This window comes from Aeromonas sp. R1-2 (assembly GCF_040908505.1).
Classification (GTDB): domain Bacteria; phylum Pseudomonadota; class Gammaproteobacteria; order Enterobacterales; family Aeromonadaceae; genus Aeromonas; species Aeromonas veronii.
In genome coordinates, this window is record NZ_JBFODU010000010.1 from 59,741 (window position 1) to 85,273 (window position 25,533).

The window sequence follows — 25,533 nt, forward strand, 5'->3', positions numbered from 1 at the left end:
TTACACACCCCACAGCACGACGAAACCCGTCATCAGATAGACAAACAGCACCACGACCAGGGCAAATTGCAGCGCCCCGCGCAGCCCTACCGGCTTGATATAGTCAGTCAGCACCTGCCACAGACCAATCCAGGCGTGGATCAGTACGCAGAGCAGGGTCAACAGGGTGAATACCTTGGTGAATGTTTTGGCGAAGAAGCCTGCCCACACCTCGTAGGTGATGTCGTTGAACGCGACAAAGCCCACCAGATAGAGGACATAACAGGTCATGATGACGGCGGTGGCGCGGATCAGGATGTAATCGTGAACGCCGCTGCGCCCGAAGGTTGCAGAATTGGTTACCATACAAGCACTCCCGCCAATACAGCCAGGATCGCGGTGATCACGAAGGCCACGCGGGCGCTCTGATTGCCGGATTCCAGCTCTTCCCAATAGCCCATATCCATGACCAGATGACGCAAGCCGCCCACAATGTGGTATGCCAGCGCAGTCAGGATCCCCCACAGCACGAGTTTGACCAGGAAGTTGTCCATGATGGCAACCACGGTTTCAAACCCTTCGGGAGAGGCGAGTGAAGTACCAAGCATCCACAGCAAAATGCCCAGTGCAACAAAGGTAATGACCCCTGAAACACGGTGCAGGATGGATGCAATGGCAGTGACAGGAAAGCTGATCGTCTGTAGGTCGAGGTTGACCGGTCTCTGTTTGTTTTTCACGCTTGCCCACTCAGCTCCATTGAGCACGTTAGTTATTGTTTTAACTCACACTTGAGGGCACGGAATGGTGATTGTTGGTTTTTTGTTACCAAAACACTCTGAAAAAGCCAAAACGCGAGTTTTCGGTTTCACATCAGGCTTTGCCAAAGCGTTTCAAACACCCGCAGCCATGACCCACGTGGCGCAGTATATCGGCGGCCTTAACCGAAGACAATCAATTAGCTACAAAGAAAACACAAAACCGCAAACTCGATCGCATATTTAATTTAACATTTCATTAATGCCATTAATGGGGTTCCAGCAAAATTGACATTGATAAGGAACTCTGTTTCAAATAAGGCGCTCCAGCCACTTCGGTATGGGTAACAACCTTTGCCAGCGTCATAAAAGTCGTAATAGAGTAGGACTGGAACCAAATTATAAAGAGCAAAGGAGACGTGCTATGGCTGATAAGATAGCCACCCTACACCTGCCCGGAAAAGATCCGGTCGATCTGCCGATCCTCTCCGGCACCATCGGCCCGGATGTCATCGATGTCAGAAAATTGGGATCACAGGGGTATTTCACCTTTGACCCCGGTTTTATGGCGACCGGTTCTTGCAAATCTGCCATTACCTACATTGACGGGGATCAGGGTGTCTTGCTGCACCGTGGTTACCCCATCGCCCAGTTGGCCACCCAGGCCACCTATCTGGAAGTCTGCTATATCCTGCTGTACGGCGAAGCGCCGACCAAGGCCCAATATGCCGAATTCGAACGCTTGGTCACCCGCCACACCATGGTGCACGAGCAGATCGCCTTCTTCTTCCGCGGCTTCCGTCGCGACTCCCACCCCATGGCCATCATGTGCGGTGTAGTCAGCGCCCTCTCCGCCTTCTATCACGATGCCCTCGACATCAACAACGAGCAGCATCGCGAGATCTGTGCCTTCCGTCTGCTCTCCAAGATGCCGACTCTGGCAGCCATGTGTTACAAGTACTCCATCGGCCAGCCGTTCATGCAGCCGCGTAACGCCCTCTCCTATGCCGGTAACTTCCTGCACATGATGTTTGGCGTGCCGACCGAAGAGTACAAGGTCAACCCCATCGTTGAACGCGCCATGGATCGTATCTTTACCCTCCATGCGGATCACGAGCAGAACGCCTCCACCTCCACCGTTCGTCTGGCTGGCTCCTCCGGTGCCAACCCGTTCGCCTGTATCGCCGCGGGGATCGCCTCCCTGTGGGGACCGGCCCACGGTGGTGCCAACGAAGCCTGCCTGCGCATGCTGGAAGAGATCGGCTCGGTGGATCGCATCCCCGAGTACATCGCCAAGGCCAAGGACAAGAATGATCCGTTCCGTCTGATGGGCTTCGGTCACCGTGTCTACAAAAATCACGACCCCCGTGCCACCGTGATGCGCGAAACCTGCCACGAAGTACTGACCGAGCTGCAGATCAAGGATCCGCTGCTGGACGTGGCCATGGAGCTGGAGCGTATTGCGCTCTCCGACCCCTACTTCGTCGAGAAGAAACTCTACCCGAACGTGGACTTCTACTCCGGCATCATCATGAAGGCGATCGGCATCCCGATGAGCATGTTCACCGTGATCTTCGCCATCTCCCGCACTATCGGCTGGATTGCGCACTGGAACGAGTTCCACTCAGACCCGGACAGCAAGATTGGTCGCCCACGCCAGCTCTACGTGGGCCACCCGCTGCGCGAGTTCACTCCACTCGAGCAGCGCTAACCACTGCGCTGATATGGTTTGTTACAAAGGCGGTCATTGACCGCCTTTTTGTTTGCCGCTCTAATGCCCCCTTTCGCGTTAAGGAGTCCATTATGAAACCACTGTTTATCAGCGCAGCCTTGCTGCTGACCGCCTGCCAGAGCGCCCCCGCCCCGTCACAGGGGGAGACCCTCTATATCAACAGCCAGTTGGTCGATTGCGTCGGGGTTGGCCCAATGCAGTGCATGCAGGTTCGCAGTGATGAGCAGCAGCCCTGGACGCTGTTCTACCAGAATATTGAAGGTTTCCAGTTCGAGCCGGGTTACCGCTACCAGCTCACTGTCAGCAAGGAGCAGCTCACCGATGTGCCGGCCGATGCCCCCTCCGTGCGCTATCAGCTGATCAAGGTGGTGAACAAGGTCGCCAGCAAGTAACAAACACGATCAAAAAACGGGGGATGGCTGATGCCATCCCCCGTTGGTTTATGGGTACTGCGCCTCATCAGGCACGATCAGGTCGGCGCCAGCGCCATATGCAGCAGAGGATAGGGCTTGCCCTGACCATCCAGCGGCGAACGACCCGTCACGGTGAATCCCATCTTCAGATAGAAGCCCACCGCCTGTTCGTTCTGCTCGTTGACGTCAACCTGCGTCGCGCCGCCCTGCGCGATGGCATGGGCCACCAGCAAACGCCCCACGCCACTACCGCGCGCCCCGGGAGCCACAAACAGCATCTCCAGCTTGCCCTCGTACACTCCGCTAAAACCCGTAATCTGCCCCTCTTTTGTGCGGGCACTGTGCAGTGTCACCGCATCGAAGTAGTGCTCCAGAATAAGCGGTTTAAGCGCGAGGATCTCGGCCTCGGGCAGGAAGTGGTGGGTCGCCCGCACAGAGGCCTCCCACAGATCGATCAGGGCCGGATAATCGGCCCGGGATACCGGAACAATCGTCATGAAATGACTCGATATGATAACCAGCGGGAAGAGACATCTTCCCACTGGCAACGGTGATTAGCGCGCCTGCACCGCCTGCAGCAGCACCGACATATCAGCGCCAAAGTGGCGGCTGCGGATCGCTTCGCGAATATCCGCTTCGCTATAACGGCTGCCCGGGTAGACCACTACGCAGGAGGTGTCGCCCGGTTTGAGGAAGTGGGTCTCGCCAAACGGGGTATAGCGGGTGGCACCGATACTGATGAGCGCATGGGGAGGATGTCCCGCCTGCGCCAGCAGTCCCTGAATATGCTCCGCCGGCCCCTCATCCTGCTGATGATTGAACTTGTCGATGGCCCAGTCGAGCAGCTTGCCGTGGAAGTAGCTGTAGTCGATGGCGGCGCTGTCTACCCCGTAGGCGTGCAGCTCACCGTCCCGCTCCAGATAGCAGGCGATACGATAGTCATCGAGTTCGCAACCGGCGGCAAAACCGGAAAGCGGCAGCAGCTTGGCCGCCAGCCCCTTGCTCTCTTCGCCCCAGTTCTTTTTCTCGCTGATCTTCTTGGCGTTGGGACGACGGATGGAGCAGTCGTTATAGGCACCAAAGGCACGGGGATGGATCGCCACCACCTGCTTGCCGGCATACTCCAGCTCGCACCAGAGGGCTACTTCCGGCTCGATCTGCACCTTCTCATCACCGCTGACCGCCGCTTCCGGCAGGAAGATGGCGTTATTGCTCAGCGGAAAGACCCCGAGCTGACCCGGATGACCCGGCACGAAAAAGGGAAACAGCGCCTTGGGTGCCGTGGTGTCGCGCACAACTACCGCTACGAAGTCCGACGCTTCACCCGCCTGCTCCAGGTGACCGGCGAAATTGCCCGCGACCCCGAGTCCGATAAACTTGCTCTCTGCTGCTATCTGCATCTTGCTCACCTGCATCTTGCCCACGCAAGGTAGCAGGCTCGTCGCCCACTACCGCTAAAGTGGCAAGATTAAACCACAAGGATCCCGCCTTCGCCCAGTCCGGCCCTGTCGTGATGTGCGCCAGTCCGCTTTTTTAGGGACGAGAAGGCTGTGGCGAACCAGCCATTGCGCACTCATTCAGCTACGCGGTCACCGCGCTGGAAACAGTGCGTTTCCGGCATCTGCCCTCTTTCTCCTTGGGACTCAACTTCATCTTTGTTAGGCTGCCTGCCACACAGGCTCACAGAGGGATCTTCTTGATGTCACAGGCGCACTTTCAGGGCCGCTTCGAAGTCGAGTTCAAATATCAGCTGACGGATCGCCCCGCCTTCCTCCAGGCACTGCTCGCCCTCAATCCGGAGATCATGCTGGAGGATAATCTGGAGCAGGATCGTTACTTTGACACCCCGGACGATGCCCTTGCCCAGGCTGGTAAAAGTCTGGCTATCCGCACCATGCAACCCTCCGGCATCCAGCTCTGGATCGTCAAAGGGACCAAGACGGATCGCTGCGAGGCGGTCACTATCAATGATGCGGACAAGGCCGTCAGCATGCTCTTGACCATGAACTACCGGCAGATACTCGTGATCACCAAAAGGCGCAGCATCTACTTCATTGGCCCGTTTCACGTCACCCTGGATCATCTGGCCAAGATCGGGGATTTTGCCGAGCTCGCCATCATGACCGATGACGAGGAACGCCTCCCGGCGTTTCGCCAGCAACTGCTCGCGCTGGCAGATCAGTTGGGACTCTCTCCCGATGCGCAGGAGCCTCGCTCCTACCGCACCCTGTACATGCAGGCAATACACACCACATAACCAGAGGATGCAACTCAATGATCGACAAACTCGCCTGGCTCACCTTTAAAGATCAGCAACTGCTCTGCGCCCGCTCCCACGGCAAGGACATCTATTACATCCCAGGTGGCAAGCGGGAACCGGGCGAGAGCGACGAGGCGGCGCTGATCCGCGAGATTGAGGAGGAGCTGGCTGTCACCCTGCAGCCCGATACCCTACGCTTTGTCTGCGAGTTCAGCGCTCAGGCCGATGGCAAACCGGCAGGAGTCGAGGTGCGACTGCGCTGCTACACCGGCGAAGCGAGCGGCACCCCGATCGCCTCGGCAGAAATTGCCGAGCTGCGCTGGCTCGACAGCTCTCACCTCGATGAGCTCTCCCCCGTCTCCCGCCTGCTGTTTACCTGGCTGGTTGAGCAGGAGCTGATCCGCTGACAAGCCGTACTCGCGGCGAGCATAAGTACCTACCTCATATGAACCAACGGTGGCAATCAGCTACATAACAGCGCAACGACAAGGATGTCAGATGAACATTGTGGAAGTTAAGAGCGCAGCAACCTACCAAAGTGCGCTCATCACCCTGCTGCAAGATTGTGTCGATAGCGGCGCCTCGGTCGGTTTTTTACCGCCGCTGACCACGGAGGAATCTACCCGCTACTGGCAAGGAGTTGAAGCGGATCTAGCGGCAGGTCACCGAAAGCTGTGGCTGGCCCTTGAGCAACAACAGCTCGTGGGAGCGGTTCAGCTCGCGCTCTGTGGCAAGGCCAACGGTCGCCACCGGGCCGAGGTGGAAAAACTGATGGTACTGCAAACGGCGAGAGGCAAAGGTGTCGGTCATGCGCTGATGCAGGCAATGGAACAAGGCGCCCATGCCGCGGGCCGTTCGCTGCTGGTGCTCGATACTCGCGCCGGTGATGTGGCCTCCCACCTCTATCGTCAACTCGGCTATCTGGAGGCGGGCCAGATCCCGATCTTTGCGCGCAACGCAGATGGCACTCTTGCTGCGACCGTCATCTTCTATAAACCGCTCTGACCATCCCCTATCTCTTATCCACATACAGCAGGGCCGCACCAAGCGGCCTTGCTTGTTGCCCGCGTGACTGTTTGTTGCAGCAATATGGCTTGCGACGGATTGCCACGATACGGCCATTGCGCCTGTATGCCTCAACACCGCCAATCGCCGCCCCAAAATACAGCCAAACAAATAGAAAGATTAATTAATGATTAAAACGCCCCCCTTTTCTTCTTCATCTATTGCCTCATCAGGCGTATCGTAAGAGACCCATTTGATAATCAATTTTATGTTATTCACTGCCTTGAGGAATAATGGATGCCCACTTTGCCCCGTACAGTTACCTCCCCCAAAAAGTTCATCATCGGTCAACACCTTCTCCCGCAACTCCATGAGCACGTTAAGGATTTTGGTGACTATGCGTTGCTCATCAGCGATGAGTTCATTCTGGAGCGGGTACGGGAAGAAGCTTTGGCGGGGCTCCTGCAGGCAGGTCTCAGGGGAGTGGTCGACAAGTTTCGCTACGAATGCACCGAACAGGAGATCCACCGCCTGACCCACCTTGCAGAGCAATATGGTGCGAACGTGATTGTCGGGATCGGCGGCGGCAAGACGCTGGATGTCGCCAAGGCCGTGGCCTTCTATCTGCGCCGTCCGGTTGTGCTGTTCCCGACGATTGCCTCTACGGATGCCCCCTGTACGGCGCTGGCGGTGATCTACAACCAGGCGGGTGAATTTGAACGCTATCTGTTCCTGCCGCAAAATCCGGACGTGGTGCTGGCTGACACGGCCATCATTGCCGCCGCCCCTCCCCGCTTCTTTTCCGCAGGCGTCGGCGATGCCCTGGCCACCTATTTCGAGGCGCGCGCCTGCTATCGGGCGGACGGGCTCAATCTGGTCGGCAAGCGTCCTTCACGCACTGGCCTTGGTCTGGCAAAGCTCTGTTACGAGCTGCTTGGTGAAAACATCGAGCTGGCCATGGATGCGATACGCCACCATGTCTCGACTCCGGCGCTGGAGCAGGTTATCGAGGCCACCATCTACCTTAGCGGGGTCGGCGCCGAAGCCGGTGGACTGGCCGCCGCTCATGCAATCAACAATGGCATGTCACTGATCTCGGAGCTCCATCGTGCCCAGCATGGCGAGAAAGTAGTCTTCGGCCTGCTGACCCAACTCGTGCTTGAGCGCGCCCCGCAACACGAACTTGATGAGGTGTTTCGCATCATCGACTGTGCAGGTCTGCCCATGACGCTGCAAGAGTTGGGGCTCACCCACTTTGATGAAAGCGAGTGGCGCAAGGTGGCGCAGTTGGCCTGCGATCCCCTCGATACCATGGGCAACATGCCGATGACAGTGAGTGAACAGGATGTCTACGCCGCCATGGTAGCGGCCAATGCCATGGCTGAGCGTTATCGCCTCCGCCATCCCCGCGCCTGATTGCTTGCCGCACTAAATAGGCAAACAGTAAAAAGGCTTGCCCATTGGCAAGCCTTTTTCATCTGCATCCCCTTGTCGGGATAGACGAGAGTCCGCGTTGACTCAGGGCAGTTTCACCGCTCGCACTTCAACCTCTGACAGGGCGAAGGCATCTTGCGCGGCGATGAGTTGCAGCTCGTAAGCCTGCTGGCGCCAGGTCTCCTGCAGCACCGCATCCACCGAGGCGTTGGTGCGCTCGAACGCGCTGACCGCATCGTGACCGGCAAGCAAATTCGCCAGCATCAGGGCGCTGATAAGATCGCCAACCCCCACCGGCTGGCGGGCAAAGTCATAGAGCGGACGGGCAATCAGGTAATCCCCTTGCGGGGTCGCCAGCAGCATCTCGAAGCGGCTGGAGTCCTGCGCCGCACGACCGAGATGCTTGACCAGCACCAGCTTGACGCCGCGGGCCAGGAGCTGATGGGCAGCCGCGCGGGTCTGATCCAGATCAGCCAGATGGGTATCACAGAGGGTCTCCAGCTCCAGCAGGTTGGGGGCCATCATGTCGGCCACCGGTAGCGCCTGCTCGGTCAGGAAACGGGTGACGCCAGGAGTGACGATACACCCCTTCTCCGGGTGACCCATCACGGGGTCGCAGAAGTAAATGGCATCGGGGTTGGCCGCCTTGACGGCGTTGACCACGGTCAGGATCTCGTCTCCCTGTTCGGCGGAGCCAAGGTAACCGCTCAGCACGGCGTCACACTGGCTCAACACCTCGATATTGCCCAATCCTTTTACCAGCGCACTGATATGACCCGCCGGCATCGCCATTCCCTGCCACCCTTGGGCATATTGGGTGTGGTTGGAAAACTGCACCGTGTTGATGGGCCATACATCCATACCGAGGCGGCGCATGGGGAAGACGGCCGCGCTGTTGCCGGCACAACCAAAGACCACGTGGGACTGAATAGAGAGAACGGATTTCATCGGGAATACCACAGCAAAGGATCAGCAAGGTGGGCAATATATCGGATGAAGATAACGATGCGCCACCTTGGCGCGGGATGAACAGGCAATTTCCTGACTAAAGACAGGTTTTTTGCGCCATTTGGCCCGCATCGACAGGATGAGCGGCGCCATGATGCGCCGCGTCACCGTCGTCACATGCCGCTCTGCTCTACAGCATGACGGGCAAAGTGATAGACCCATCCCTCATCACACGGCATGTCACTGGGTGGCGAAATCAGCTCAGGCAATACCGTCACCTTGCCACCAGCGGCATATTGCAGCGCCATCAGGGCACAGAGCGCCGCATCGTAGCGATCAGTGCCGACCAGCACATCCGCAGGCAGCTGCGCCGCCAGCTCGGGCCGTGCCGGGGAGGCCTTGCCGCCGACTTTGGACAGTGCCGGATAGACCTCCAGCACGGCGCGACTGGCCTTCGGGGCAACGGTCGGCACCAGTTGCAGATCCGAGAGTCGCGGCAGCATGGAGAGCGCCAGAGTGGCGTTGTTGCCAAGCCGGTCGAAGGTGGCCGACAGCGGCTTCTTGCCGTACTGCTGATACAACCAGCGCTCGCAGTCGCGATAGGCGTAGGGGTTGTCTATCTCCCGTTCGGGCACGGCGCAGCTATGTGGCTGGCCGTTGAGCAGATCCCGCAAGGCACGGGGAAAGGCGAGCGGCGCATCGATGCCGAGCGCCAGTTGCGGGAAGGCTTCTACCTGCATCAGGGTCAGCTCGTTTTGCAGGGCCGGACGCAGCAGGGCGGCCAGATCCGGCGCCACCCGCGAGCTCAGGCGAAACAGCGGAGATACACCGAGCCAGTGCAGGCTGTTGGAGTCGGCCTGCCAGCCCACCACGGCCACCGCCTGGGCACTGCCCTGCCAGCCACGCACATCCCAGCCGATCCCGATTGCACTCATTTGCCCTGCCGTCATCAATTACCTCTGTTCGCCTGTCACAAGTTGCAAGAGACACAGGGTAATCAGCAGAGGCCCTTAACGCAAAGCGAACCGCCCACTCAGAACGATTTCTGGAAGTTCACCAGCGGCAGAATAGGGAACACACCGTTGGCGGCATAGTTGGCCAGCCCGACCTGCAAGCCGTCGAGGTGCTTGGTCGCATTGATAAAGCCAATCTGGAACGTGGTACGCTCGGCATAGTTGACGAAGCCAACGTTGGCCAGCGCATTGCCCTTGGCGATATTGACCGCCCCCCAGTTAAGCCCCTGCACATTGTTGGTCAGGTTGACCAGCCCCAGATTGACGCCGGTATCCTGCCCTTCATGCCAGTTGATGGCATTGATGGCGACCCCGCCAAACTGGTGACGCACCCGACCAGCACCCAAGAATACCCCGAGCTGCAGGCCGCTGAACTGATCCACATCTGAGAGGGCGAAGATCGGCAGATCAATGCCCTTCACCTGACCGGTCCGACCGTAGAGCAGCGAGGCGCGCGCCCCTTCCACCTGATGGGACGCGGGCAAATTGACCCCGGGCAGCGAGACCTGCACCGGAGTACTGGCCTGCGCGACACCGCACAGAGTAAGGGCGCTGCATGCCAGCAGCAGGCGGGAGAGTGTCATGGAAAGTTCCTTGGGCCATTGAAAGTGGCCCGATCCTAACAGTCAGGGGAGAGTGTGGGCACACCAGCAGGGACGAGGTGCGTCACGATACGTCACGGTTGGCCCTCTCACCTCTCCATCAGGTCTTGCGAAAGCGCCACCTCAAGGACAATCGGCCACTTTTTCGCAGCGAGTGGCCCCTCTTCCTTTCTTTGCCTGAGCGAACTGCCTAAAATAGTCGCCCTGCTGTATCCGGCATTCATCCATCTAGAGGATTTCCCATGGAGACGTTTCTGCTCGAAGGTCACCCCTTCGTTGCCTTGTGTGACCTTATCAAACATCAGGGGTGGGCCGATTGTGGCGGCGCCGCCAAAGCCCTCGTTGCCGAAGGGCTGGTCGAGGTGGACGGTCAGGTGGAGACCCGCAAGCGCTGCAAGATCGTGGCCGAACAGGTGGTCAACTTCAACGGCATGAAGGTCGTGGTGAAAGAGGGCGTCAGCCCGGAGATTGGCTAAACCCGTTTCGGGGAGCCACTCTCCGGCAACCCGCTAGCTGGCCTTGATCGACAGGGTCAGCACAAAACGCGCCATCGCCTCATCCCCGTTCAATGACGGACAGGTGGCTACCACCCGGATGGGGCGATTGATACGCTGACCGCTTGCCAGCGATTCGTCGATCATGGCGTCAATCTCCTCCCCCGCTGCGCAGTCGAACTGCACATCCCCCTCCGGTCGTTTCAAAAACTCCCCCTGCACATCCTTGAAGGCGAAGTGCACCTTCTTGCGCCGCTGCCGCCCCTTCTCCATCACCAGCAGACCGCCTACCAGATCGGCGCCGGTCGCCAGCGCGCCAAAATACATGCTGCCCAGATGGTTGCGGGTACGCCATCCAAGGGGAATGCGAATGCGCAGCGCCTTGGCGTTCATCTCTTCGATGATCGGGGCACAAAACCCGATGACGGGAATATAGCGCCAGGCAAACAGCCGAAGTGCCAGATTGGCTTTGAAGCGTTGCAAATCCATATGCGAACTGATCCGATGAGTTAATGTAAACAACATGTTGCCTGCATCTGCGCCATTCGACAAGCACAGGGATCACGGTTACGACCTTTTGCCCAACCCAAAAAAACAGAGGGAACCGCACCGGTTCCCTCTTTTCACTCATGTCGCTGTTACAGCAAATGTGCCGATCAGGCGCGCTTCTCTTCGAGCCAAGCCCCCTGACTCTGCATCTCGAACAGCTGGGCATAGTGACCGCCGAGGGCCATCAACTCACCATGGGTACCCCGCTCATTCACCTGACCGCGGGAGAGCAGCAGGATCTCGTCCGCATCGACGATGGTCGAGAGGCGGTGGGCGATGGCGATGGTGGTGCGGCCACGACGGGCAGCAGAGATCGCCTGCGACAGCGCCAACTCGGTCTGGGAGTCCACGCTGGCCGTCGCTTCATCCAGAATGAGGATACGCGGATCTCCCACCAGTGCACGGGCAAAGGAGAGCAGTTGCCGCTGACCGGCGGAGAGGTTCTTGCCACCCTCCTCCATCAGGGTGTTGATCCCCTGTGGCAAGCTGTGCACAAACTCGGCCAGCTGCACCTCGCTCAGCGCCTGCCAGAGCCGCGCGTCATCTATGCCGGCGCGGCCGAGACGCAGGTTCTCCGCCAGGGTGCCGACAAAGATAAAAGGATCCTGCTGCACCAGCCCGATGCTGCGGCGCACCGCCGCCAGCGACAGGGTATCCAGTGCGTGATCATCGAAGCGGATCTGCCCCTGATCCAGCGGATAGAAGCCCATCAGCAAGCTGATGATGGTGGACTTGCCGCTGCCGGTATGGCCCACCAGCGCCAGCATCTGGCCCGGTTTTGCGGCAAAGCTGACCTCCCGCAGCACCTGCTGCTCACCATCGTAGGAGAAGCTCACCCGCTCGAAACTGACCCGCCCTTCCAGCGGGCGCAACTCGCCCTCGGTGCTCTCGCGGGTTTCATCGAGCAGAGCAAAGACCCGCTCCCCCGCCACCATCGCCTGCTGCAACTGATTAAGCTGGTTGGTCATCTCGATGAGCGGCTCGATCATCCGGCCCAGATAGCTGATAAAGGCGTAGAGCACCCCTACCTGAATAGCACCCGCGTGGCTCCCCCCCTCATGGGCAAACAGCGCCAACAAGCCGATCAGCACCATCATGTAGAAGAGATCGATGAGCGGACGCAGCAAAATGCCGTTGATCTTGAGGCTCTTGATCCGTGCCGACCAGTGTTGCTGGTTCACCTCGGCAAAGGCGTTGGCAAAGTGGCGCTCCTGCACCATAGCCTGAATAACCGGCATCCCCTGCAGCGACTCGTTGAGGCGGCTGTTGATGTCGGAGAGCAGACTGCGGGTCGCTCGCACCACCGGCACGCTCAGTTTCTGGTAGAGCCACATCACCCCCCCCACTGCGGGCAGCAACAGGGAGCAGACCAGCATCAGCCGCAGATCCAGCAGCGCCATGGAGATGAGGATGCCGCACAACAGCACCACCTTTTGCACCAGCAAGCCGATCACCTGCACATAGAGGTTCATGATCGCCTCGGTGTCGTTGGTGATGCGGGAAATCAGCGAGCCGGAGCGATGCTTGTCAAAGTAGCGGGCCGGCAAGCGGATGGCGGTGGCAAACACCTGCTCGCGCAAGGTTTGCACCACCGCCTGGGCGATGCGATTGAAGCGCAGGGATTGCAAATAGAAGCCCGCCGCCGACAGCACCTGCAAGCCCAGATAGCCCGCCGCAATCAGAGCTATGGTAGGCAGCACGATATTGCGAGGCGCCAGATAGTCATCGATAAAGAGCTTGATCAGCAGCGGCCCGGCCACTTCGGCGCCGGTGGCAAGCAGCAAACAGATCCCCGCCTGAATAAGCCAGCGAGGATACTGGGCGCAGTAGGCGAGCAGTCGTTTAATGGTCGGATTCACAGGCTCTCCTCCACCGCTTCTTCGAGACGCTGGTAACGCACCATATCTGCATACCAGCCATTGTGCGCCATCAGGGTACCGTGATGACCTCGCTCGCTAACGGCCCCCTGCTCCAGCACCAGGATCTCGTCGGCCTGCTCCACCGCCGTCATGCGATGGCTGACCAGGATCAGGGTGCGACGATGGGCTTTGAGGGCATGCAGAATTTGCTGCTCAGTGTGGGCATCTACCGCCGAGAGGGCATCATCGAGCACCAGAATGGGCGCATCCAGCAGCAGGGCGCGGGCAATGGCCAGCCGCTGTTTCTGGCCGCCGGAGAGGGTCACCCCTTTCTCCCCCACCTCGGTCTCATAGCCCTTGGGGAAACGCACGATATCATCGTGGACACAGGCAATGCGCGCCACCCGTTCGACCTCCTGGCGGCTCGCATCGGGTTTGCCGAGGGCGATATTGGCGGCGATAGTGGTGGAAAACAGGAATGGCTCCTGCGGCACATAGGCAAACTGGCTGCGCAGTGTGGCGAGCGGCAGCTGGTCAATCGGAACGCCACCCATGACAATCGAACCGTGAGTCGGATTGGCAAGGCGCATCAACAGCTTGAGCAGGGAGCTCTTGCCTGCCCCGGTGCGCCCCACCACCCCGAGCATCTCCCCTTGCTTGAGGGTAACGTCGATATCCGCAAGCAGGGTGCGCTGCTCAAGTTGATAGCTCACCCCTTTGATCTGCAAAGGAAAGGCAGAGGTAAACGCGGCCGGCTGGGCGGGCTCTTCGATATCGCTGCGCTCCCCCAGCAGGCTTTCGATACGGGAGTAGGCGGCGCTACCCCGCTCGATGATGTTGAACAGCCAGGCGATGGCAAACATCGGCCAGATCAGCTGGCCGAGGTACATGGTGAAGCTGGTGAGCTCACCCAGGGTCAGCTCATCGCGCAGCACCAGCACACTGCCCCCCGCCACCGCGAGGAAGTAGGAGCAACCGATACAGAGATAGATGACCGGATCGAATTTGGCATCGATGCGGGCCACCGCCATATTGCGCTCCCCCGCCTGTTTGGTCAGCTCGGCAAAGCCTTCATCTTCCAGCGATTCAACCGCATAGGATTTCAACACCCGCACGCCGGAAAGGGCCTCCTGGGTCTTGTTGTTGAGCTTGGAGAAGGCCCCTTGCGCAGCCTTGAACTGGGTGTAGATCTGGGTGCCAAAGCGGTTCATGAAATAGGCCATCACCGGTAGCGGCAGCAAGGAGACCAGCGTCAACTGCCAGGAGTACTGGCTGCACATGATGGAGAGCACCAATACCCCGACCATGATGGAGTCCACCAGAGTCAGCACCCCTTCGCCAGCGGTCATCTCCACAGCCTGAATGTCATTGGTGGCATGGGCCATCAAATCGCCAGTACGGTGGCGCTGATAAAAATCGGGGCTCATCCGGGTGAAATGGCTGAAAAGGCGATTGCGCAACACATAGGCCAGACGGTAAGAGGCACCAAACAGCATCACCCGCCAGACGTAGCGCAGCAGATAAATCAGCACACCCAGGCCAAACAGCCCCGCCAGATAGCGCATCAGGGTACCATTGTCGAGACCGCCCTTGGTGATGCCATCCACCACCCAGCCCACCACTTTGGGCGGAATAACGGTCAACAGGGCTACCATCAGTAGCAGGGAGATGGCAGCCAGATAACGGGGCCACTGCTCCTTGAAAAACCAGCTCAATCGTAGAAATACGCTCACACCACCAACCTTTAGCGCTCTCTGCCCGTGACCGCTCCAAGGAGCCGCCATCAGAGAAGCCACGCAGAAATAGAAGAATGAAAACAATCGCCTCCGGCTGGAGGCGATTCGAACGAAAGCTCATCATATCCCGAACCGGGATGGTTGAGAATAATTACTATTTAATTCACTGTGACATGCGATCATCCCCTGATGAATAGGGATTATACGAATTTTCATGCTGCTCACCGGTCAACAGGAAGTGTGACACCTCTTCCCGGGTCTGGCTGAACACCTGTTGCAACTGCTCCAGATCCGTCTCGCTTAGCACCTCGTTTTGCCGCAGGCGCCACTCCAGCTCGCCAGCCACCAATTGCAGACGGGCCGCCGAGATATTGGCAGACACCCCCTTGAGGGTGTGCAGAAGCTTGCTGGCCACCTCGGGCTGCTGACGGCGCAGGGCAGAGCGGATCTCCCACAGATCGTCCTTGTGCTCCGACATGAACAGCTTGAACAGGATCTGCAATGCCTCCTTGTCCTGCTCCAGCCGCTTGAGGGCATCCTGCAGATCGAGGATCCCGATCATATCCGGCGGTTTCACCTCCATGATCCCCGCCTGCTCCACCCCTTGCGGCTTTACCCACTGCAGCAGGTTGTTGTAGAGATCCAGCTTGCTCACCGGCTTGGTAACATAGCCATTCATCCCCACCCCCAAGCAACGCTCCTTGTCACCGGGCATGGCGCTGGCGGTGAGGGCAATGATGGGCACATCGTGTTTGTCGACCATCTTGCGGATCTGGCGGGTGGCATCGAGTCCGTCCAGCACCGGCATCTGCAAATCCATCAGGATCACGTCAAAAGGCTGCTCTGCGACCCGCTCCACCGCCTCCCGACCATTGCTGACCACACACACTACCGCATCGACGCGCCGCAGATACTCGATGATGAGCTGCTGATTGACCCGGTTATCTTCCGCCAACAGCACTCGGGTACCCTGCAACAGAGATTTGAAGTGTTGCTGATCCCCCTGTGCCTCGGCCTTGCGCAGGTTGAGCTCGTAAGAGCTGCCGTTGAGCAGTTCGTCCACCTTGGCCAGCAGGGCATTTTCGGTCATCGGTTTGGGCAGAAAATGGGTCAGCCCCATGCTATCCATCCGGGCGTGCAGCCCCTCTCTGGCCCAGGCGCTGATCATCAGGATGGGGATCCGCCGCCACTGGCTGTGCTGATACATCTCCAGCGCCAGATCGAGCCCATCCTCCTGACCCATGCGCCAGTCGAGGATCGCCAACCGCAGATTCGGTCCCTCTTCACGGAGCAGCTGACGGGCGCGGGAAAGGGAGTTAACCGGCAGCACTCGCACTCCCGCCCGAGTCAGAATGTCCCGGGCCAGATCCAGCACCAGTTCGTTGTCATCCATCACCATCACCAGCGGCTGGTTTTCGAAGAAGACTTTCCGTCCAGCCACGCCGTAGACCGCCTGCGCCATCGGAATATCGAACTTGAACAGAGAGCCGACGCCAGGCTTGCTCTCTACGGTGATCCGCCCCCCCATCAGCTCCACCAGCCGCTGGGAGATATTGAGCCCGAGTCCCGAGCCGCCATATTTTCGGGTATTGCCCGCCTCCAGCTGGGTAAACGCCTGAAACAGTTGGGTCTGCTTCTCTTCGGCAATACCGATGCCGGTATCGCGCACACTGAAGCGGATCCGCATTGGGTGAGGATTGGCCAGCTCGATGCAGACTTCGACTTCACCGCGTTCGGTAAACTTGATGGCGTTGTTCACCAGATTGACCAGCACTTGTCCCAATCGCAAGGGATCCCCACGCAAGAAGACCGGCACTTCCGGTGACTTGCGAATAACCACTTCCACGTGTTTGCGCTCCGCCAGATCGGCAAACATGCCCGCCAGCGAATCGAGCTGCTCGCTGAGATCGAAGTCGATCTCCTCCAACGTCAGCTTGCCTGACTCCACCTTGGTCAAATCAAGGATGTCGTTGATCAGCAGCAGCAGGGTATCGGATGAGGATTTGATCTTGCCCAAATAGTCCCGCTGTTGCTGATCCAGTTCAGTCTGCAGTGCCAGCGAGCTAAAACCTATGATGGCATTCATGGGGGTGCGGATCTCATGGCTCATGTTGGCCAGAAAATCGCTTTTGGCCTGGGCCAGCAAGCCGGTCTGGCGCGACAACTCGCTCAGCTTCTGGTTGCGGCGCCACAGGGTGAAGGCCACCAGCGCAAAGCAGATCAAAGCCCCGCACAGCACCATCAGATAGAAGCGGTTCATCAAAGAGGAAGCGCGCTCCAGCTTGTCGAGTTTCCAGCGCACCAGACTCTCGATCACATGCATGTCGATGAGCTGGTAACGCAAGGTGTGATAGGCAATCACCTGCTGGCTCATCTCCTTGCTCAGGCGGATCAGGGTAGCGATCTCCGGCAAGTTGCCATAACGGGATTGCAACTGCTGTTGCAGCTGATCCAGCGTAGTCTGTTCACGTTTGTCCCAACTGCGCTGCAGATAGTTGCTCAGTTGCGCCAGCTCCTCCAGGTCGCGATGGAGAGCACTGTCTGACGGGCTTATCCCCCGCACCTTTTTAATCTGGGCCTGCAGGGGCGCATTGAGATACTCGATAGCCATCTCAATGGCATGAAGCCTGGCCAGCGCCATCAGATAGGTGTCCATGTCCTCAAGCAGTGCCTGGGAGAGATCGTCTTGCACCAGCTCGGGATCGCTTCTGACTTCCCGTACAAAACCGTCAAGGGTGATGGATAACTGGTTCAGGCGCTGCTGGACATTGCTGTCATTGGCCTGCTCCCGCCCAAGCAGATAGACGGTATCGGCGTTGATCCGGTTCAGCACCACCTCGGCCGCGTCGTTCAGGTCGTGGGCCTGTTGCTGCTGACTGAGCGACTGCCAGCAGTAGCCCGAAAAGGCGAGCAGCAAGGCAACGATCAGCCCTGGCACAGCACGGTTTTTCCGTGATCCTTTATTCATCCCGTCTCGACTCTCATCTGGTGGTCGCTGAATTATCCGGTCAGGCAATGAACCCTGGGGGAATTATCCACTCCCGCTGGGCACTGTGTTACCGTTATTGCTCTGATATTTCGCTATTGTTTCGCGATTGCTTCATTCTGGCTTCTCATCATATCCCCGGCCAGAGCTGATTTAGAAGGAACCAATTATGTCATTTATCACTACTTATTGTAGCCACTGCTTTACCAGGAACCGCCTGCCCGGTACCCATATCGATACATCTGCCAAATGCGGGCGCTGCAAAGCCCTCCTGTTCAGCCAGACCCCTTGCCTCGGGAAGGCGGATAACTTCGATACCCTGATCCACTCAGATATCCCGGTCGTGGTCGATTTCTGGGCCAGCTGGTGCGGCCCCTGCCAGCAGTTTGCTCCGGTATTTCATGAGGTTGCCCATGAACTCGAACCACGGATGCGCTTTGTCAAAGTCGATACCGAGCAGCAGAGCACCATTGCCGCCCGTTACGCCATTCGCAGCATCCCCACCCTGATGGTCTTCAAACAAGGCAAACTGGTGAACCAGATAAATGGCTCCTTGCCCAAGAGCATGTTCAAGCAATGGCTGGAACAGTTCATGGATGTTTGATTTATATTTCGCACATGTTTTATTTATGTGTTCATTTCCTCATTTTTATCAATGAGTATGTGAGTAGAGGCTGATTTTCAACATGTGAGTCTGTTTCAAACAAGTGAATGGATGTAATCTCGGCAACACAAAAACAACCATAAATTAACCGAGAGAACATTATGCACACATCAGCTGTACCCTCTGCTCCATCTCGCTGGCTGGACATCAAATCAGGGATCGTCATCCTGGATGTTTTGCTACTTTGTGCCATGCTCGCCTGGCTCCCGTTTGACCCCATGGTCAACAAGGGGCTGGGTATTCTGGTCTTTATCGCCATCCTCTGGCTGACCGAAGCACTGCACGTCACCATCACCGCACTGCTGGTACCCCTGCTGGCTACCGTGCTCGGGGTGTTTGACATGAGCAAATCCCTCACCGATTTTGCCAACCCGATCCTGTTCCTCTTTTTTGGCGGTTTCGCCCTCGCGGCAGCCCTCTCAAAACAGGGACTGGATACCCTGATGGCAGGCAAGGTGATGCACCTGGCCAATGGCCATCTGGGTTGGGGCGTCATCCTGCTCTTTACCATCACAGCCGCCATGTCGATGTGGATCAGCAACACCGCTACCACCGCCATGATGCTGCCACTGGCGATCGGTATGCTGGCACGCCTCGATAGCAAAAAAGAGCGCGCCACCTTCGTCTTCGTATTGCTGGGGATCGCCTACAGCGCCAGTATCGGCGGCATCGGTACCCTGGTGGGTAGCCCACCCAACGCCATCGCAGCCGCCCAGATGGGGATTGGCTTCACTGACTGGATGAAATTCGGTGTTCCAGTAGTGCTGATCCTGATGCCCTGCGGCATTGCCCTGCTCTATCTGGTAACCCGCCCGCGTCTCAGCCACCGCGTCGAGATCCAGGATGTCACCATCAACTGGACCCGCGAGCGTAAAGTGACGCTGGCAATCTTCCTGACCACAGTTGTGCTCTGGATCGGCTCACAACCCATCTCCAACGCCTTTGGCGGTATTCCGCAACTCGACACCCTGATTGCCATGGGCGCCATCGTAGCCATCGTAGTCAGCCGTGTCGCCAGCTGGGATGACGTCAACCAGAACACCGACTGGGGCGTGCTGATGCTGTTTGGCGGCGGTCTGACCCTGAGCGCCATTCTCAAGGCCACTGGTACCAGCGCCTTCCTGGCCAGCCATTTGTCGGCCGTGCTCTCCAACGCCAACATTTTTGTCGTGTTGCTTATGCTGGCCGCCTTCGTGGTATTCCTGACCGAACTGGTCTCCAACACCGCCACCGCCGCACTGTTGGTTCCCCTGTTTGCCGGTGTCGCCGAGGCGCTGGGTGTATCACCTGTGGTGATGTCGGTGTTGATCGCTATCGGTGCCTCCTGTGCCTTTATGCTGCCGGTCGCCACGCCGCCCAATGCCATCGTCTTTGCCAGTGGCCACATCCGCCAGAGGGAGATGATGAAAGCCGGTATGGCTCTGAACGTGGTCTTTACCGTGTTGCTCGCCCTGCTGGCCTACTTCGTTGGCGATATCCTCTGATCCACCTCCCCCCCCCAATAAATAAAAGGCTATGTCCTAAGGAAGGTGCGAACAAGCGGTTCGCACCTTCACCACGAACTCCTTGTCCGCATTTGAAATGCCCATCACTCCCAAAAACTGACTTTTTGCTGCAAGTATTCGGCTATTAAGCGCCATTTAGCCTCATTTTCGAGGCTTATATCAATTTTTGGGCACAGCTATCCCATGCCCGTATCATCTGGTCCACGCGAAACAGATTCGCCAGCGTAAACAACATCGCCAGTTGGTTGTCGTTCTTGCGCAGCCCCTTGAACCGCGCCTTCACAAAGCCAAACTGACGTTTGATGATCCGAAACGGGTGTTCCACTTTGGCGCGGATGCTGGATTTGAGCCTCTCAAAGGCAATCACAGCCTTGTTTTTTCGCGGATGCTTTTTGAGTTCCTTGAGCCTGCCAGGTCGCATCGCAATCGCCCATTGTGCCTTTACATCGGCCAGCTCTTCACGGTTTTCTGCACCCTGATATCCTGCGTCAGCGAACACAAATGCCTCCTCGCCATGGAGCAGATGTCCCACTTGATTGAGGTCGTGCTCATTGGCTGCCGTGGTCTCCAGACTGTGCGTCAGGCCACTCTTGGCATCGACCAACGTGCCTTGCTTCATCATGATGCCGGCGTCAGAAAGCCATTGGTTGACGGCGTCGAAGAGCTGCCGGGCCAGCCGGTGCTGCTCCAGCAGATGGCGGAAGTTCATGATGGTGGTACGGTCGGGGATGGCCTGGTCCAGTGAGAGCTTGGCAAACAGACGCATCGAAGCAATCTCGTAGAGCGCATCCTCCATGGCGCCGTCGCTAAGGCTATACCACTGTTGCATGCAGTGAATGCGCAGCATGGTATCGAGTGGGTAGGGGCGACGGCCATTACCTGCCTTGGGATAGACGGGCTCGATGACCTCCAGCATCATTGCCCATGGGAGCAACGCCGCCATGCGAGCCAGGAATAACTCCTTACGGGTTTTGCGGCGTTTGCCATTGAACTCGCTATCCGCGAAGGTGATCTGATGATTCATGCTGAACCTCATAACAGGCACCAAGTGGGGCTTGCAATCTCACATCAGGGACTTGTTCGCACCTTCCCTATGCGGTGACCGAGCGGATGGCGGAGCATAAATAGTCGAGCTTGATCACTGTGCTTGTTCAGCCTTGATTCACCAGCAATACAATTGATAACACTTTTCATTACTCTTACTGCGTTATAAACTTGCTCCCCCCGGGCTGCCCCGCCCGGGTGCTGGAGCCTTTATGACAAGCCTTTCTCTCTCACCCCGACAATTCTGGCAGTGGCTGGCCTACCACCATCAGGCCGCCGAGGGCACCCTCTATCTGATGTTCTTCTCCGGCCTGCTGCTGTGGGAACCGCTGACTCCGCTCTGGTCGCTGGCACGCTGGAATCTGTTTTTGCATGTGATGCTCTCGCTCACCCTGTTTCCGCTGCTGTTTGGCGCCTTCTGGCTCTCCCATCGCAGCTTGTTGAACCGCAGCAACAAACCTTTTTTGCGCACCACTGGGCGGATTATCGAAGCCCTGCTGCTGATCTGTCTGGCCAGCGGCCTGCTGCTGGTGCTGCACGGTACTCCGGGCGATGCCATGGGCAACCTCGCCAGCTGGGCCCACTGGTTGAGCGCATTGGCGTTAACTCCTCTGGTGCTGCGCCACGCCTGGCGCTGGACCATCTTGAAATGGCGCTCCTGATCCCATGTTGAAGTCATCTCTTTGTGCATGTTTGTCACCTCTGTTGGCACTCGTCCTGCTGCTGGCCAGCCCCTTCGCGTTTGCCCAGCAGATGAGTTCAGGGATGCTCGCCTATGAGGAGGGAAACGCCCCGCGCCTCGTCACCGCCAACCTGAGCGCAGGTTCCGTCACCCTGCTTGAGCGCGATAGCGGCAAGCGCCTAAAAGAGCTGCAGTTGGGGGGCGATCTGCGCCAGCTTGCCCGCGCCGATGACGGTACCCTGCTGGTCACCGACTACAGCGGCGATCGCCTGCTGCTGCTGGATGATGATCTCGATCTGGAAAAGGCGATCCCCACCGGTCATAGACCCTACGGGGTCATCTTCGATGCCAAGCGGCAGTGGTTCTGGGTGACGCTGTTCGAATCAGCTCGTCTGCAGGCTTACGACAGCGCCGGCAACCTCCAGCTGGATGCAGAAACCGCCGAGACCCCGCGCGGGCTGGCCCTGACCGACGACGATCGCCTGCTGCTCACCCACGCCATGACCGGCCAGCTCGCCATCTATGATCTCGCCAAACTCGGCAATAGCGCCAAGGGAGCTTCGCTTCCCAAGCCCAAGCTCATTACCCTGGCCGAGACCCATAGCGACACGCCGAGCGACTCTCAGGGATTGCCGCGCCTGCTCGATGGCATCGCCCTCTCCCCCGATGGCAGCGAGGCCTGGTTGCCTCATGTGCTGTGGAGCTTTGATCACCCTTTCCAGTTTCAAAGCACCGTCTTTCCGGCGGTCTCCATCATCGATCTCGATGAGGAGAAAGAGCGGGTCGATGAAAGAAAACAGCTCTTTTTGCAGATCAACCTGCCCAGCGTCGGCAACCGCAGCCAGATCGTCTCCAACCCGTTCGCGGCGCGCTTTGCCGCCGACGGCAAGCGGGTCTATCTGACCCTGGCGGGCTCGGAAGATCTGCTGGTGTTTGATCTCTCCCGCAGCGGCAAGTCCAACAACAACCGTCACCGCCGCAAGAAGTTTCAGGGGGGCGCCAAGGCGACCCAGCTCTTGCGTCACCTGCCGGGCCAGAATCCGCGGGATCTGCTGATCGATGGCGACCATATTCTGGTGCACAACGCCATGGGGCAGGATCTTACCCGCCTCAATAGCGGCGGTAGCGGCCCGTTTGCCCGAGTCACCGTCGATCTGCCCCACTTCGCCAAGCTGGTAGAGACGGATCCGCGCCCCGAACCGCTTCAGCGCGGCGAGCGGCTGTTCAACCTTGGTAACACTGCGTCCAACCCACGCTTCCCCATGGCGGGAGACAACTGGATGAGCTGCAACTCCTGCCATCTGGATGGGTTCAACTTCACCAACCGCTATCTGATGGCAGCCCATCGCCAGAAGAGCGGCGACAACGCCATCAACGGCCACGCCAACCTCACCAATATGGTGGCGGGGGATTTTGTCGGCGAATACCTGCGCATGACCCAGCAGACCCAGGGCGGCATGGGCCATGACACCCGCGATGGCGCCGAGCCTGTTGACCCCGCCAAGCCCCAACCGGAAGTGAAAGCGATGATGGAAGACTTACACTCCTTCGTCACCGCCGATGGCAACCTCCCCTATCTCGCCAACTGGCTACGACTCGATGCCCCGCGCACAGATCCCGCCAAGGCGCCAACTACTCACCCGAAGGAGTGGCTCAACTCTGCCTCCTGCCAGAACTGTCACAACCAAGCGTTCAAGGATTGGAGCGAGAGCAACCACCGGCTGATGGGCAACTCCCACCCCTACTACAAGGTGGTACAGGCGCTGGCCCGCGAAACCGAAGGGGAAGCGTTCGGCCAGTGGTGTCAGGGCTGCCACATGCCCCAGCAGGTGATGACAGGCCAGCTGGATCTGCCCAAGGGCTCCCACATGTTCGAGCAGGGGGGCGCCTCGCTGATTGCCGCTCACAAAGCGGGCGAACCTGTGGTGGAGGAAGGGACCGGCTGCGTGCTCTGCCATCGCATCACCAAGGTAGAGGATGCGGGCGGCAACAGCGCCTTTACCGTGAATTTGAAAGACCGCGAGAACTATGTGTTCGAAGATGCCGCGGGCGGCAGCCTCCAGCACTGGCTGGCCGAGCGGCAGATCAACGCCCGTCCGGCGGCCCACAAAGCCTCCTATCAGAAGGATTTCTACCGCGATGCCGCCCTGTGCAAGTCGTGCCACAACGAGTTTGCCCCCGGCACCGGCGCCAATATCGTCAACACCTGGGACGAGTGGGAAAAATCCAGCTTCGCAAATGCGGAGGATCCCGCCAAGCGGCGCACCTGCATCGACTGCCATATGAACCCGGAGCCGGGCAATGGCGGTGCGCCGGTGGCGGGCCAGTCCACCGAAAACGGCACCATGAAGGCGCGGCTCTATCGCCACAACTTTACCGGCGCCCAGCACCAGCTGGTGGGGCTGCGCAATCCAGAACTCGAGCAGGAGAGCCTGGCGCTCTTGCGCTCCAGCGCTACCCTCTCCGCCCGTATCGAACAGGCTGCCGATAGTCAGCAGCTGGTGGTGCGGGTCGCCAATACCGGCGCAGGCCATGCCCTGCCCACCGGGGTGGCCGATTTTCGTGAACTCTGGCTGGAGCTGACCGTCACCGACACCAGCGGCAAGCTGGTGCTTGCCAGCGGCCAGCCGGTGGATGGCGCTGTCCCTGAGAATGCTCGGTTGTTCAGAAAAGTGTTCGGTGATGCCGAGGGCAAGCCGGTGGGGCTCAAGTTCTGGCGCTACGCCAAGCTCTTGGAAGATACCCGCATTCCGGCCGATGGCTGGCGCGATGAAGCCTGGCCGCTACCTGCAGATGCCCAAGGGCCCTTCAAGGCCGATATCAAACTCAATTTCCGCACCTACCCCAAGTGGGTCAATGATGCGGTGCGCGCCGCCGAGCCGAGCTTGCCGGAGCCACCCATAGTGCAGCTAAATCGGTTGCAACTTACCCTGCAGCCTCTCCCCGTCACGCCCGCTACGGAGCCTCAATCCTGATGTTTGCAAGTTTTCTGATTACCCTGCGCGAGGGGCTGGAAGCCTTCCTGCTGGTCGGCATCTGCCTCTCCTACCTCGCCAAGCTGGGGGCGAGCCGCTACAACAAGTTCATCTATCTGGGGGTGGGGCTTGGCCTTATCGCCTCACTTGTCGTCGCCTTCCTGTTCCAGGTGGTGGTGAGCCAGTTCGAGAGCGAGCGCTACAACCACCTGTTGATGGCAGGGATCCTGATGTTTGCCACTCTGGTGCTCACCTATATGGCGATCTGGATGCAAAAACAGGCCAAATCCCAGGTAGGGGCCATGACGGCGCGCATAGATGCAGCCATCGATGGCGGCAACCTGTTTGGTCTGGTGCTGCTCGCCTTCCTTGCTGTGATGCGCGAAGGGTTTGAAACCGTGCTCTTCTTCTCCGCCCTGCTCTATTCGGGCCAAGGGGTCGATCTGCAATCCGGCCTGATGGGCGCGCTGGCGGGGTTGCTGGTCTCCATCGCGCTGGTGTGGGGGCTGCTGCGTTCCACCCGCAAGGTGGCGCTGGCGCCTTTCTTCCGCTGGACCGGCCTGCTTATCATCATCATCGCCGCAGGCTTGCTCTCGTCTGCCGTCAACATGTTGCAGGCGGCTGAGATCATCACCTTCTGGACCACGCCGGTGTTCGACATCAGCCACATTCTCGACGATCAGGGGGTATTTGGTACCTTCCTGCGTGCCCTGTTTGGCTACAATGCCTCACCCGCTGGCTTGCAGCTGCTGACCTGGGCCCTCTATCTGGCGATCTTCGTGACCCTCTGGCAGCGCAGCTATCGTCCGCAGGTGAGCGCCGCGACTGGCAAAGGCTGAGCCAACTCGCCCTGTGGCAACAAGGCCACGGGGTAACAACACTATTCAGGAGCCGCGCC

At 58.7% G+C, this 25,533-nt stretch carries 25 protein-coding genes; 13 read left to right on the forward strand and 12 right to left on the reverse strand.

Features of this window, described 5'->3' with window-relative positions; all coding sequences use genetic code 11:
• Together sdhD and sdhC are read right to left on the reverse strand one after the other, a co-directional pair.
• Nucleotides 1–345 (reverse strand): succinate dehydrogenase, hydrophobic membrane anchor protein, encoded by a 345-nt coding sequence (gene sdhD, locus AB5Y76_RS02510; protein ID WP_368177668.1) that lies wholly within the window; start codon nt 343–345, stop codon nt 1–3.
• A complete protein-coding gene (sdhC, locus tag AB5Y76_RS02515) occupies nt 339–716 on the reverse strand; it encodes a succinate dehydrogenase cytochrome b556 subunit (protein ID WP_005333571.1) in 378 nt (125 codons plus the stop codon). The genes sdhD and sdhC overlap by 7 nt, the downstream gene beginning before the upstream one ends.
• Nucleotides 717–780: 64 nt before the next feature.
• Between sdhC and AB5Y76_RS02520 the strand changes: the two genes are divergently transcribed.
• The 3 genes from AB5Y76_RS02520 to AB5Y76_RS02530 all read left to right on the forward strand — a co-directional run bounded on the left by AB5Y76_RS02520 (nt 781) and on the right by AB5Y76_RS02530 (nt 2,858).
• Nucleotides 781–981, forward strand: a complete 201-nt coding sequence (locus AB5Y76_RS02520; protein WP_124929313.1) for a hypothetical protein — start codon at nt 781–783, stop codon at nt 979–981.
• Nucleotides 982–1,158: 177 nt separating this feature from the next.
• Nucleotides 1,159–2,445: a citrate synthase gene (locus tag AB5Y76_RS02525; RefSeq protein WP_040066320.1), complete on the forward strand. Its 1,287-nt coding sequence runs from the start codon at nt 1,159–1,161 to the stop codon at nt 2,443–2,445.
• Between the two features lie 92 nt (nt 2,446–2,537).
• The gene (locus tag AB5Y76_RS02530; protein WP_005352532.1) at nt 2,538–2,858 is read left to right on the forward strand and encodes a DUF4377 domain-containing protein; all 321 of its coding nucleotides are present in this window, start codon (nt 2,538–2,540) and stop codon (nt 2,856–2,858) included.
• A 77-nt stretch (nt 2,859–2,935) separates the two neighbouring features.
• Here the strand turns inward: AB5Y76_RS02530 and AB5Y76_RS02535 are convergent, their stop codons facing one another.
• Nucleotides 2,936–3,376 carry an acetyltransferase gene (locus AB5Y76_RS02535; RefSeq protein WP_263717319.1) on the reverse strand — a complete coding sequence of 147 codons (441 nt, stop codon included), beginning with the start codon at nt 3,374–3,376 and terminating at the stop codon, nt 2,936–2,938.
• A gap of 57 nt (nt 3,377–3,433) precedes the next feature.
• Entirely contained in the window at nt 3,434–4,279 is an 846-nt protein-coding gene (locus tag AB5Y76_RS02540) for a DUF5718 family protein (protein WP_139463062.1), read from the reverse strand.
• A gap of 299 nt (nt 4,280–4,578) precedes the next feature.
• Here AB5Y76_RS02540 and AB5Y76_RS02545 point away from each other — a divergent pair, with 299 nt between their 5' ends.
• From AB5Y76_RS02545 to AB5Y76_RS02560, 4 genes are all read left to right on the forward strand, one after another.
• The gene (locus AB5Y76_RS02545; protein WP_263717321.1) at nt 4,579–5,136 is read left to right on the forward strand and encodes a class IV adenylate cyclase; all 558 of its coding nucleotides are present in this window, start codon (nt 4,579–4,581) and stop codon (nt 5,134–5,136) included.
• A gap of 17 nt (nt 5,137–5,153) precedes the next feature.
• A complete protein-coding gene (locus AB5Y76_RS02550) occupies nt 5,154–5,546 on the forward strand; it encodes an NUDIX domain-containing protein (protein ID WP_127006563.1) in 393 nt (130 codons plus the stop codon).
• A 91-nt stretch (nt 5,547–5,637) separates the two neighbouring features.
• Nucleotides 5,638–6,144, forward strand: coding sequence for a GNAT family N-acetyltransferase (locus tag AB5Y76_RS02555; RefSeq protein WP_144713480.1), 507 nt, complete (start codon nt 5,638–5,640; stop codon nt 6,142–6,144).
• Nucleotides 6,145–6,441: 297 nt separating this feature from the next.
• Nucleotides 6,442–7,560: a glycerol dehydrogenase gene (locus AB5Y76_RS02560; RefSeq protein ID WP_263717322.1), complete on the forward strand. Its 1,119-nt coding sequence runs from the start codon at nt 6,442–6,444 to the stop codon at nt 7,558–7,560.
• 102 nt (nt 7,561–7,662) lie between these two features.
• Here the strand turns inward: AB5Y76_RS02560 and pdxY are convergent, their stop codons facing one another.
• The 3 genes from pdxY to AB5Y76_RS02575 form a co-directional block, all read right to left on the reverse strand.
• Nucleotides 7,663–8,526 (reverse strand): pyridoxal kinase PdxY, encoded by an 864-nt coding sequence (pdxY, locus tag AB5Y76_RS02565; protein WP_263717323.1) that lies wholly within the window; start codon nt 8,524–8,526, stop codon nt 7,663–7,665.
• Between the two features lie 173 nt (nt 8,527–8,699).
• The gene (locus AB5Y76_RS02570; RefSeq protein ID WP_368177669.1) at nt 8,700–9,476 is read right to left on the reverse strand and encodes a DUF429 domain-containing protein; all 777 of its coding nucleotides are present in this window, start codon (nt 9,474–9,476) and stop codon (nt 8,700–8,702) included.
• An 83-nt stretch (nt 9,477–9,559) separates the two neighbouring features.
• On the reverse strand, nt 9,560–10,123 hold the full coding sequence (locus AB5Y76_RS02575; RefSeq protein ID WP_263717325.1) for a phaC PHA synthase: 564 nt from the start codon (nt 10,121–10,123) through the stop codon (nt 9,560–9,562).
• 260 nt (nt 10,124–10,383) lie between these two features.
• Between AB5Y76_RS02575 and ybcJ the strand changes: the two genes are divergently transcribed.
• Nucleotides 10,384–10,617: a ribosome-associated protein YbcJ gene (gene ybcJ, locus AB5Y76_RS02580; protein WP_005361116.1), complete on the forward strand. Its 234-nt coding sequence runs from the start codon at nt 10,384–10,386 to the stop codon at nt 10,615–10,617.
• A 33-nt stretch (nt 10,618–10,650) separates the two neighbouring features.
• Here the strand turns inward: ybcJ and AB5Y76_RS02585 are convergent, their stop codons facing one another.
• The 4 genes from AB5Y76_RS02585 to AB5Y76_RS02600 form a co-directional block, all read right to left on the reverse strand.
• On the reverse strand, nt 10,651–11,124 hold the full coding sequence (locus AB5Y76_RS02585) for a DUF4442 domain-containing protein (RefSeq protein WP_005352552.1): 474 nt from the start codon (nt 11,122–11,124) through the stop codon (nt 10,651–10,653).
• 167 nt (nt 11,125–11,291) lie between these two features.
• A complete protein-coding gene (locus AB5Y76_RS02590; protein ID WP_124929305.1) occupies nt 11,292–13,043 on the reverse strand; it encodes an ABC transporter transmembrane domain-containing protein in 1,752 nt (583 codons plus the stop codon).
• Nucleotides 13,040–14,776 carry an ABC transporter transmembrane domain-containing protein gene (locus tag AB5Y76_RS02595; protein ID WP_263717328.1) on the reverse strand — a complete coding sequence of 579 codons (1,737 nt, stop codon included), beginning with the start codon at nt 14,774–14,776 and terminating at the stop codon, nt 13,040–13,042. The genes AB5Y76_RS02590 and AB5Y76_RS02595 overlap by 4 nt, the downstream gene beginning before the upstream one ends.
• Before the next feature lie 166 nt (nt 14,777–14,942).
• Nucleotides 14,943–17,747 (reverse strand): response regulator, encoded by a 2,805-nt coding sequence (locus tag AB5Y76_RS02600; protein ID WP_139463071.1) that lies wholly within the window; start codon nt 17,745–17,747, stop codon nt 14,943–14,945.
• 187 nt (nt 17,748–17,934) lie between these two features.
• Here AB5Y76_RS02600 and trxC point away from each other — a divergent pair, with 187 nt between their 5' ends.
• Nucleotides 17,935–18,369, forward strand: a complete 435-nt coding sequence (trxC, locus tag AB5Y76_RS02605; protein ID WP_263717329.1) for a thioredoxin TrxC — start codon at nt 17,935–17,937, stop codon at nt 18,367–18,369.
• 161 nt (nt 18,370–18,530) lie between these two features.
• Nucleotides 18,531–19,913 (forward strand): DASS family sodium-coupled anion symporter, encoded by a 1,383-nt coding sequence (locus tag AB5Y76_RS02610; protein WP_005333606.1) that lies wholly within the window; start codon nt 18,531–18,533, stop codon nt 19,911–19,913.
• A 175-nt stretch (nt 19,914–20,088) separates the two neighbouring features.
• On the opposite strand, the gene AB5Y76_RS02615 is transcribed toward AB5Y76_RS02610, so the two are convergent.
• A complete protein-coding gene (locus AB5Y76_RS02615) occupies nt 20,089–20,958 on the reverse strand; it encodes a transposase (protein WP_263717330.1) in 870 nt (289 codons plus the stop codon).
• A 232-nt stretch (nt 20,959–21,190) separates the two neighbouring features.
• On the opposite strand from AB5Y76_RS02615, the gene AB5Y76_RS02620 reads away from it, so the two are divergent.
• Genes AB5Y76_RS02620 through AB5Y76_RS02630 form a run of 3 tightly spaced genes read left to right on the forward strand, consistent with a single transcriptional unit; the run spans nt 21,191 to nt 25,474 of the window.
• Nucleotides 21,191–21,640: a hypothetical protein gene (locus AB5Y76_RS02620; protein WP_058056695.1), complete on the forward strand. Its 450-nt coding sequence runs from the start codon at nt 21,191–21,193 to the stop codon at nt 21,638–21,640.
• 4 nt (nt 21,641–21,644) lie between these two features.
• Nucleotides 21,645–24,635, forward strand: coding sequence for a YncE family protein (locus AB5Y76_RS02625; RefSeq protein ID WP_263717332.1), 2,991 nt, complete (start codon nt 21,645–21,647; stop codon nt 24,633–24,635).
• Entirely contained in the window at nt 24,635–25,474 is an 840-nt protein-coding gene (locus AB5Y76_RS02630; RefSeq protein WP_257725015.1) for an FTR1 family protein, read from the forward strand. The genes AB5Y76_RS02625 and AB5Y76_RS02630 overlap by 1 nt, the downstream gene beginning before the upstream one ends.
• Nucleotides 25,475–25,533: the final 59 nt, after the last annotated feature.

Excerpts from the sequence above, each read along its gene's own strand:
- AB5Y76_RS02560 (WP_263717322.1), top strand. The coding sequence starts at position 6,442 with ATGCCCACTTTGCCCCGTACAGTTACCTCCCCCAAAAAGTTCATCATC.
- AB5Y76_RS02575 (WP_263717325.1), bottom strand. The coding sequence starts at position 10,123 with ATGACACTCTCCCGCCTGCTGCTGGCATGCAGCGCCCTTACTCTGTGC.
- AB5Y76_RS02550 (WP_127006563.1), top strand. The coding sequence starts at position 5,154 with ATGATCGACAAACTCGCCTGGCTCACCTTTAAAGATCAGCAACTGCTC.
- AB5Y76_RS02530 (WP_005352532.1), top strand. The coding sequence starts at position 2,538 with ATGAAACCACTGTTTATCAGCGCAGCCTTGCTGCTGACCGCCTGCCAG.
- AB5Y76_RS02620 (WP_058056695.1), top strand. The coding sequence starts at position 21,191 with ATGACAAGCCTTTCTCTCTCACCCCGACAATTCTGGCAGTGGCTGGCC.
- AB5Y76_RS02535 (WP_263717319.1), bottom strand. The coding sequence starts at position 3,376 with ATGACGATTGTTCCGGTATCCCGGGCCGATTATCCGGCCCTGATCGAT.
- AB5Y76_RS02600 (WP_139463071.1), bottom strand. The coding sequence starts at position 17,747 with ATGAATAAAGGATCACGGAAAAACCGTGCTGTGCCAGGGCTGATCGTT.
- trxC (WP_263717329.1), top strand. The coding sequence starts at position 17,935 with ATGTCATTTATCACTACTTATTGTAGCCACTGCTTTACCAGGAACCGC.
- AB5Y76_RS02630 (WP_257725015.1), top strand. The coding sequence starts at position 24,635 with ATGTTTGCAAGTTTTCTGATTACCCTGCGCGAGGGGCTGGAAGCCTTC.
- AB5Y76_RS02525 (WP_040066320.1), top strand. The coding sequence starts at position 1,159 with ATGGCTGATAAGATAGCCACCCTACACCTGCCCGGAAAAGATCCGGTC.
- AB5Y76_RS02610 (WP_005333606.1), top strand. The coding sequence starts at position 18,531 with ATGCACACATCAGCTGTACCCTCTGCTCCATCTCGCTGGCTGGACATC.
- AB5Y76_RS02540 (WP_139463062.1), bottom strand. The coding sequence starts at position 4,279 with ATGCAGATAGCAGCAGAGAGCAAGTTTATCGGACTCGGGGTCGCGGGC.
- AB5Y76_RS02520 (WP_124929313.1), top strand. The coding sequence starts at position 781 with ATGGTGATTGTTGGTTTTTTGTTACCAAAACACTCTGAAAAAGCCAAA.
- AB5Y76_RS02615 (WP_263717330.1), bottom strand. The coding sequence starts at position 20,958 with ATGAATCATCAGATCACCTTCGCGGATAGCGAGTTCAATGGCAAACGC.
- AB5Y76_RS02545 (WP_263717321.1), top strand. The coding sequence starts at position 4,579 with ATGTCACAGGCGCACTTTCAGGGCCGCTTCGAAGTCGAGTTCAAATAT.
- pdxY (WP_263717323.1), bottom strand. The coding sequence starts at position 8,526 with ATGAAATCCGTTCTCTCTATTCAGTCCCACGTGGTCTTTGGTTGTGCC.
- AB5Y76_RS02625 (WP_263717332.1), top strand. The coding sequence starts at position 21,645 with ATGTTGAAGTCATCTCTTTGTGCATGTTTGTCACCTCTGTTGGCACTC.
- AB5Y76_RS02555 (WP_144713480.1), top strand. The coding sequence starts at position 5,638 with ATGAACATTGTGGAAGTTAAGAGCGCAGCAACCTACCAAAGTGCGCTC.
- sdhD (WP_368177668.1), bottom strand. The coding sequence starts at position 345 with ATGGTAACCAATTCTGCAACCTTCGGGCGCAGCGGCGTTCACGATTAC.
- AB5Y76_RS02585 (WP_005352552.1), bottom strand. The coding sequence starts at position 11,124 with ATGGATTTGCAACGCTTCAAAGCCAATCTGGCACTTCGGCTGTTTGCC.
- AB5Y76_RS02570 (WP_368177669.1), bottom strand. The coding sequence starts at position 9,476 with ATGACGGCAGGGCAAATGAGTGCAATCGGGATCGGCTGGGATGTGCGT.
- ybcJ (WP_005361116.1), top strand. The coding sequence starts at position 10,384 with ATGGAGACGTTTCTGCTCGAAGGTCACCCCTTCGTTGCCTTGTGTGAC.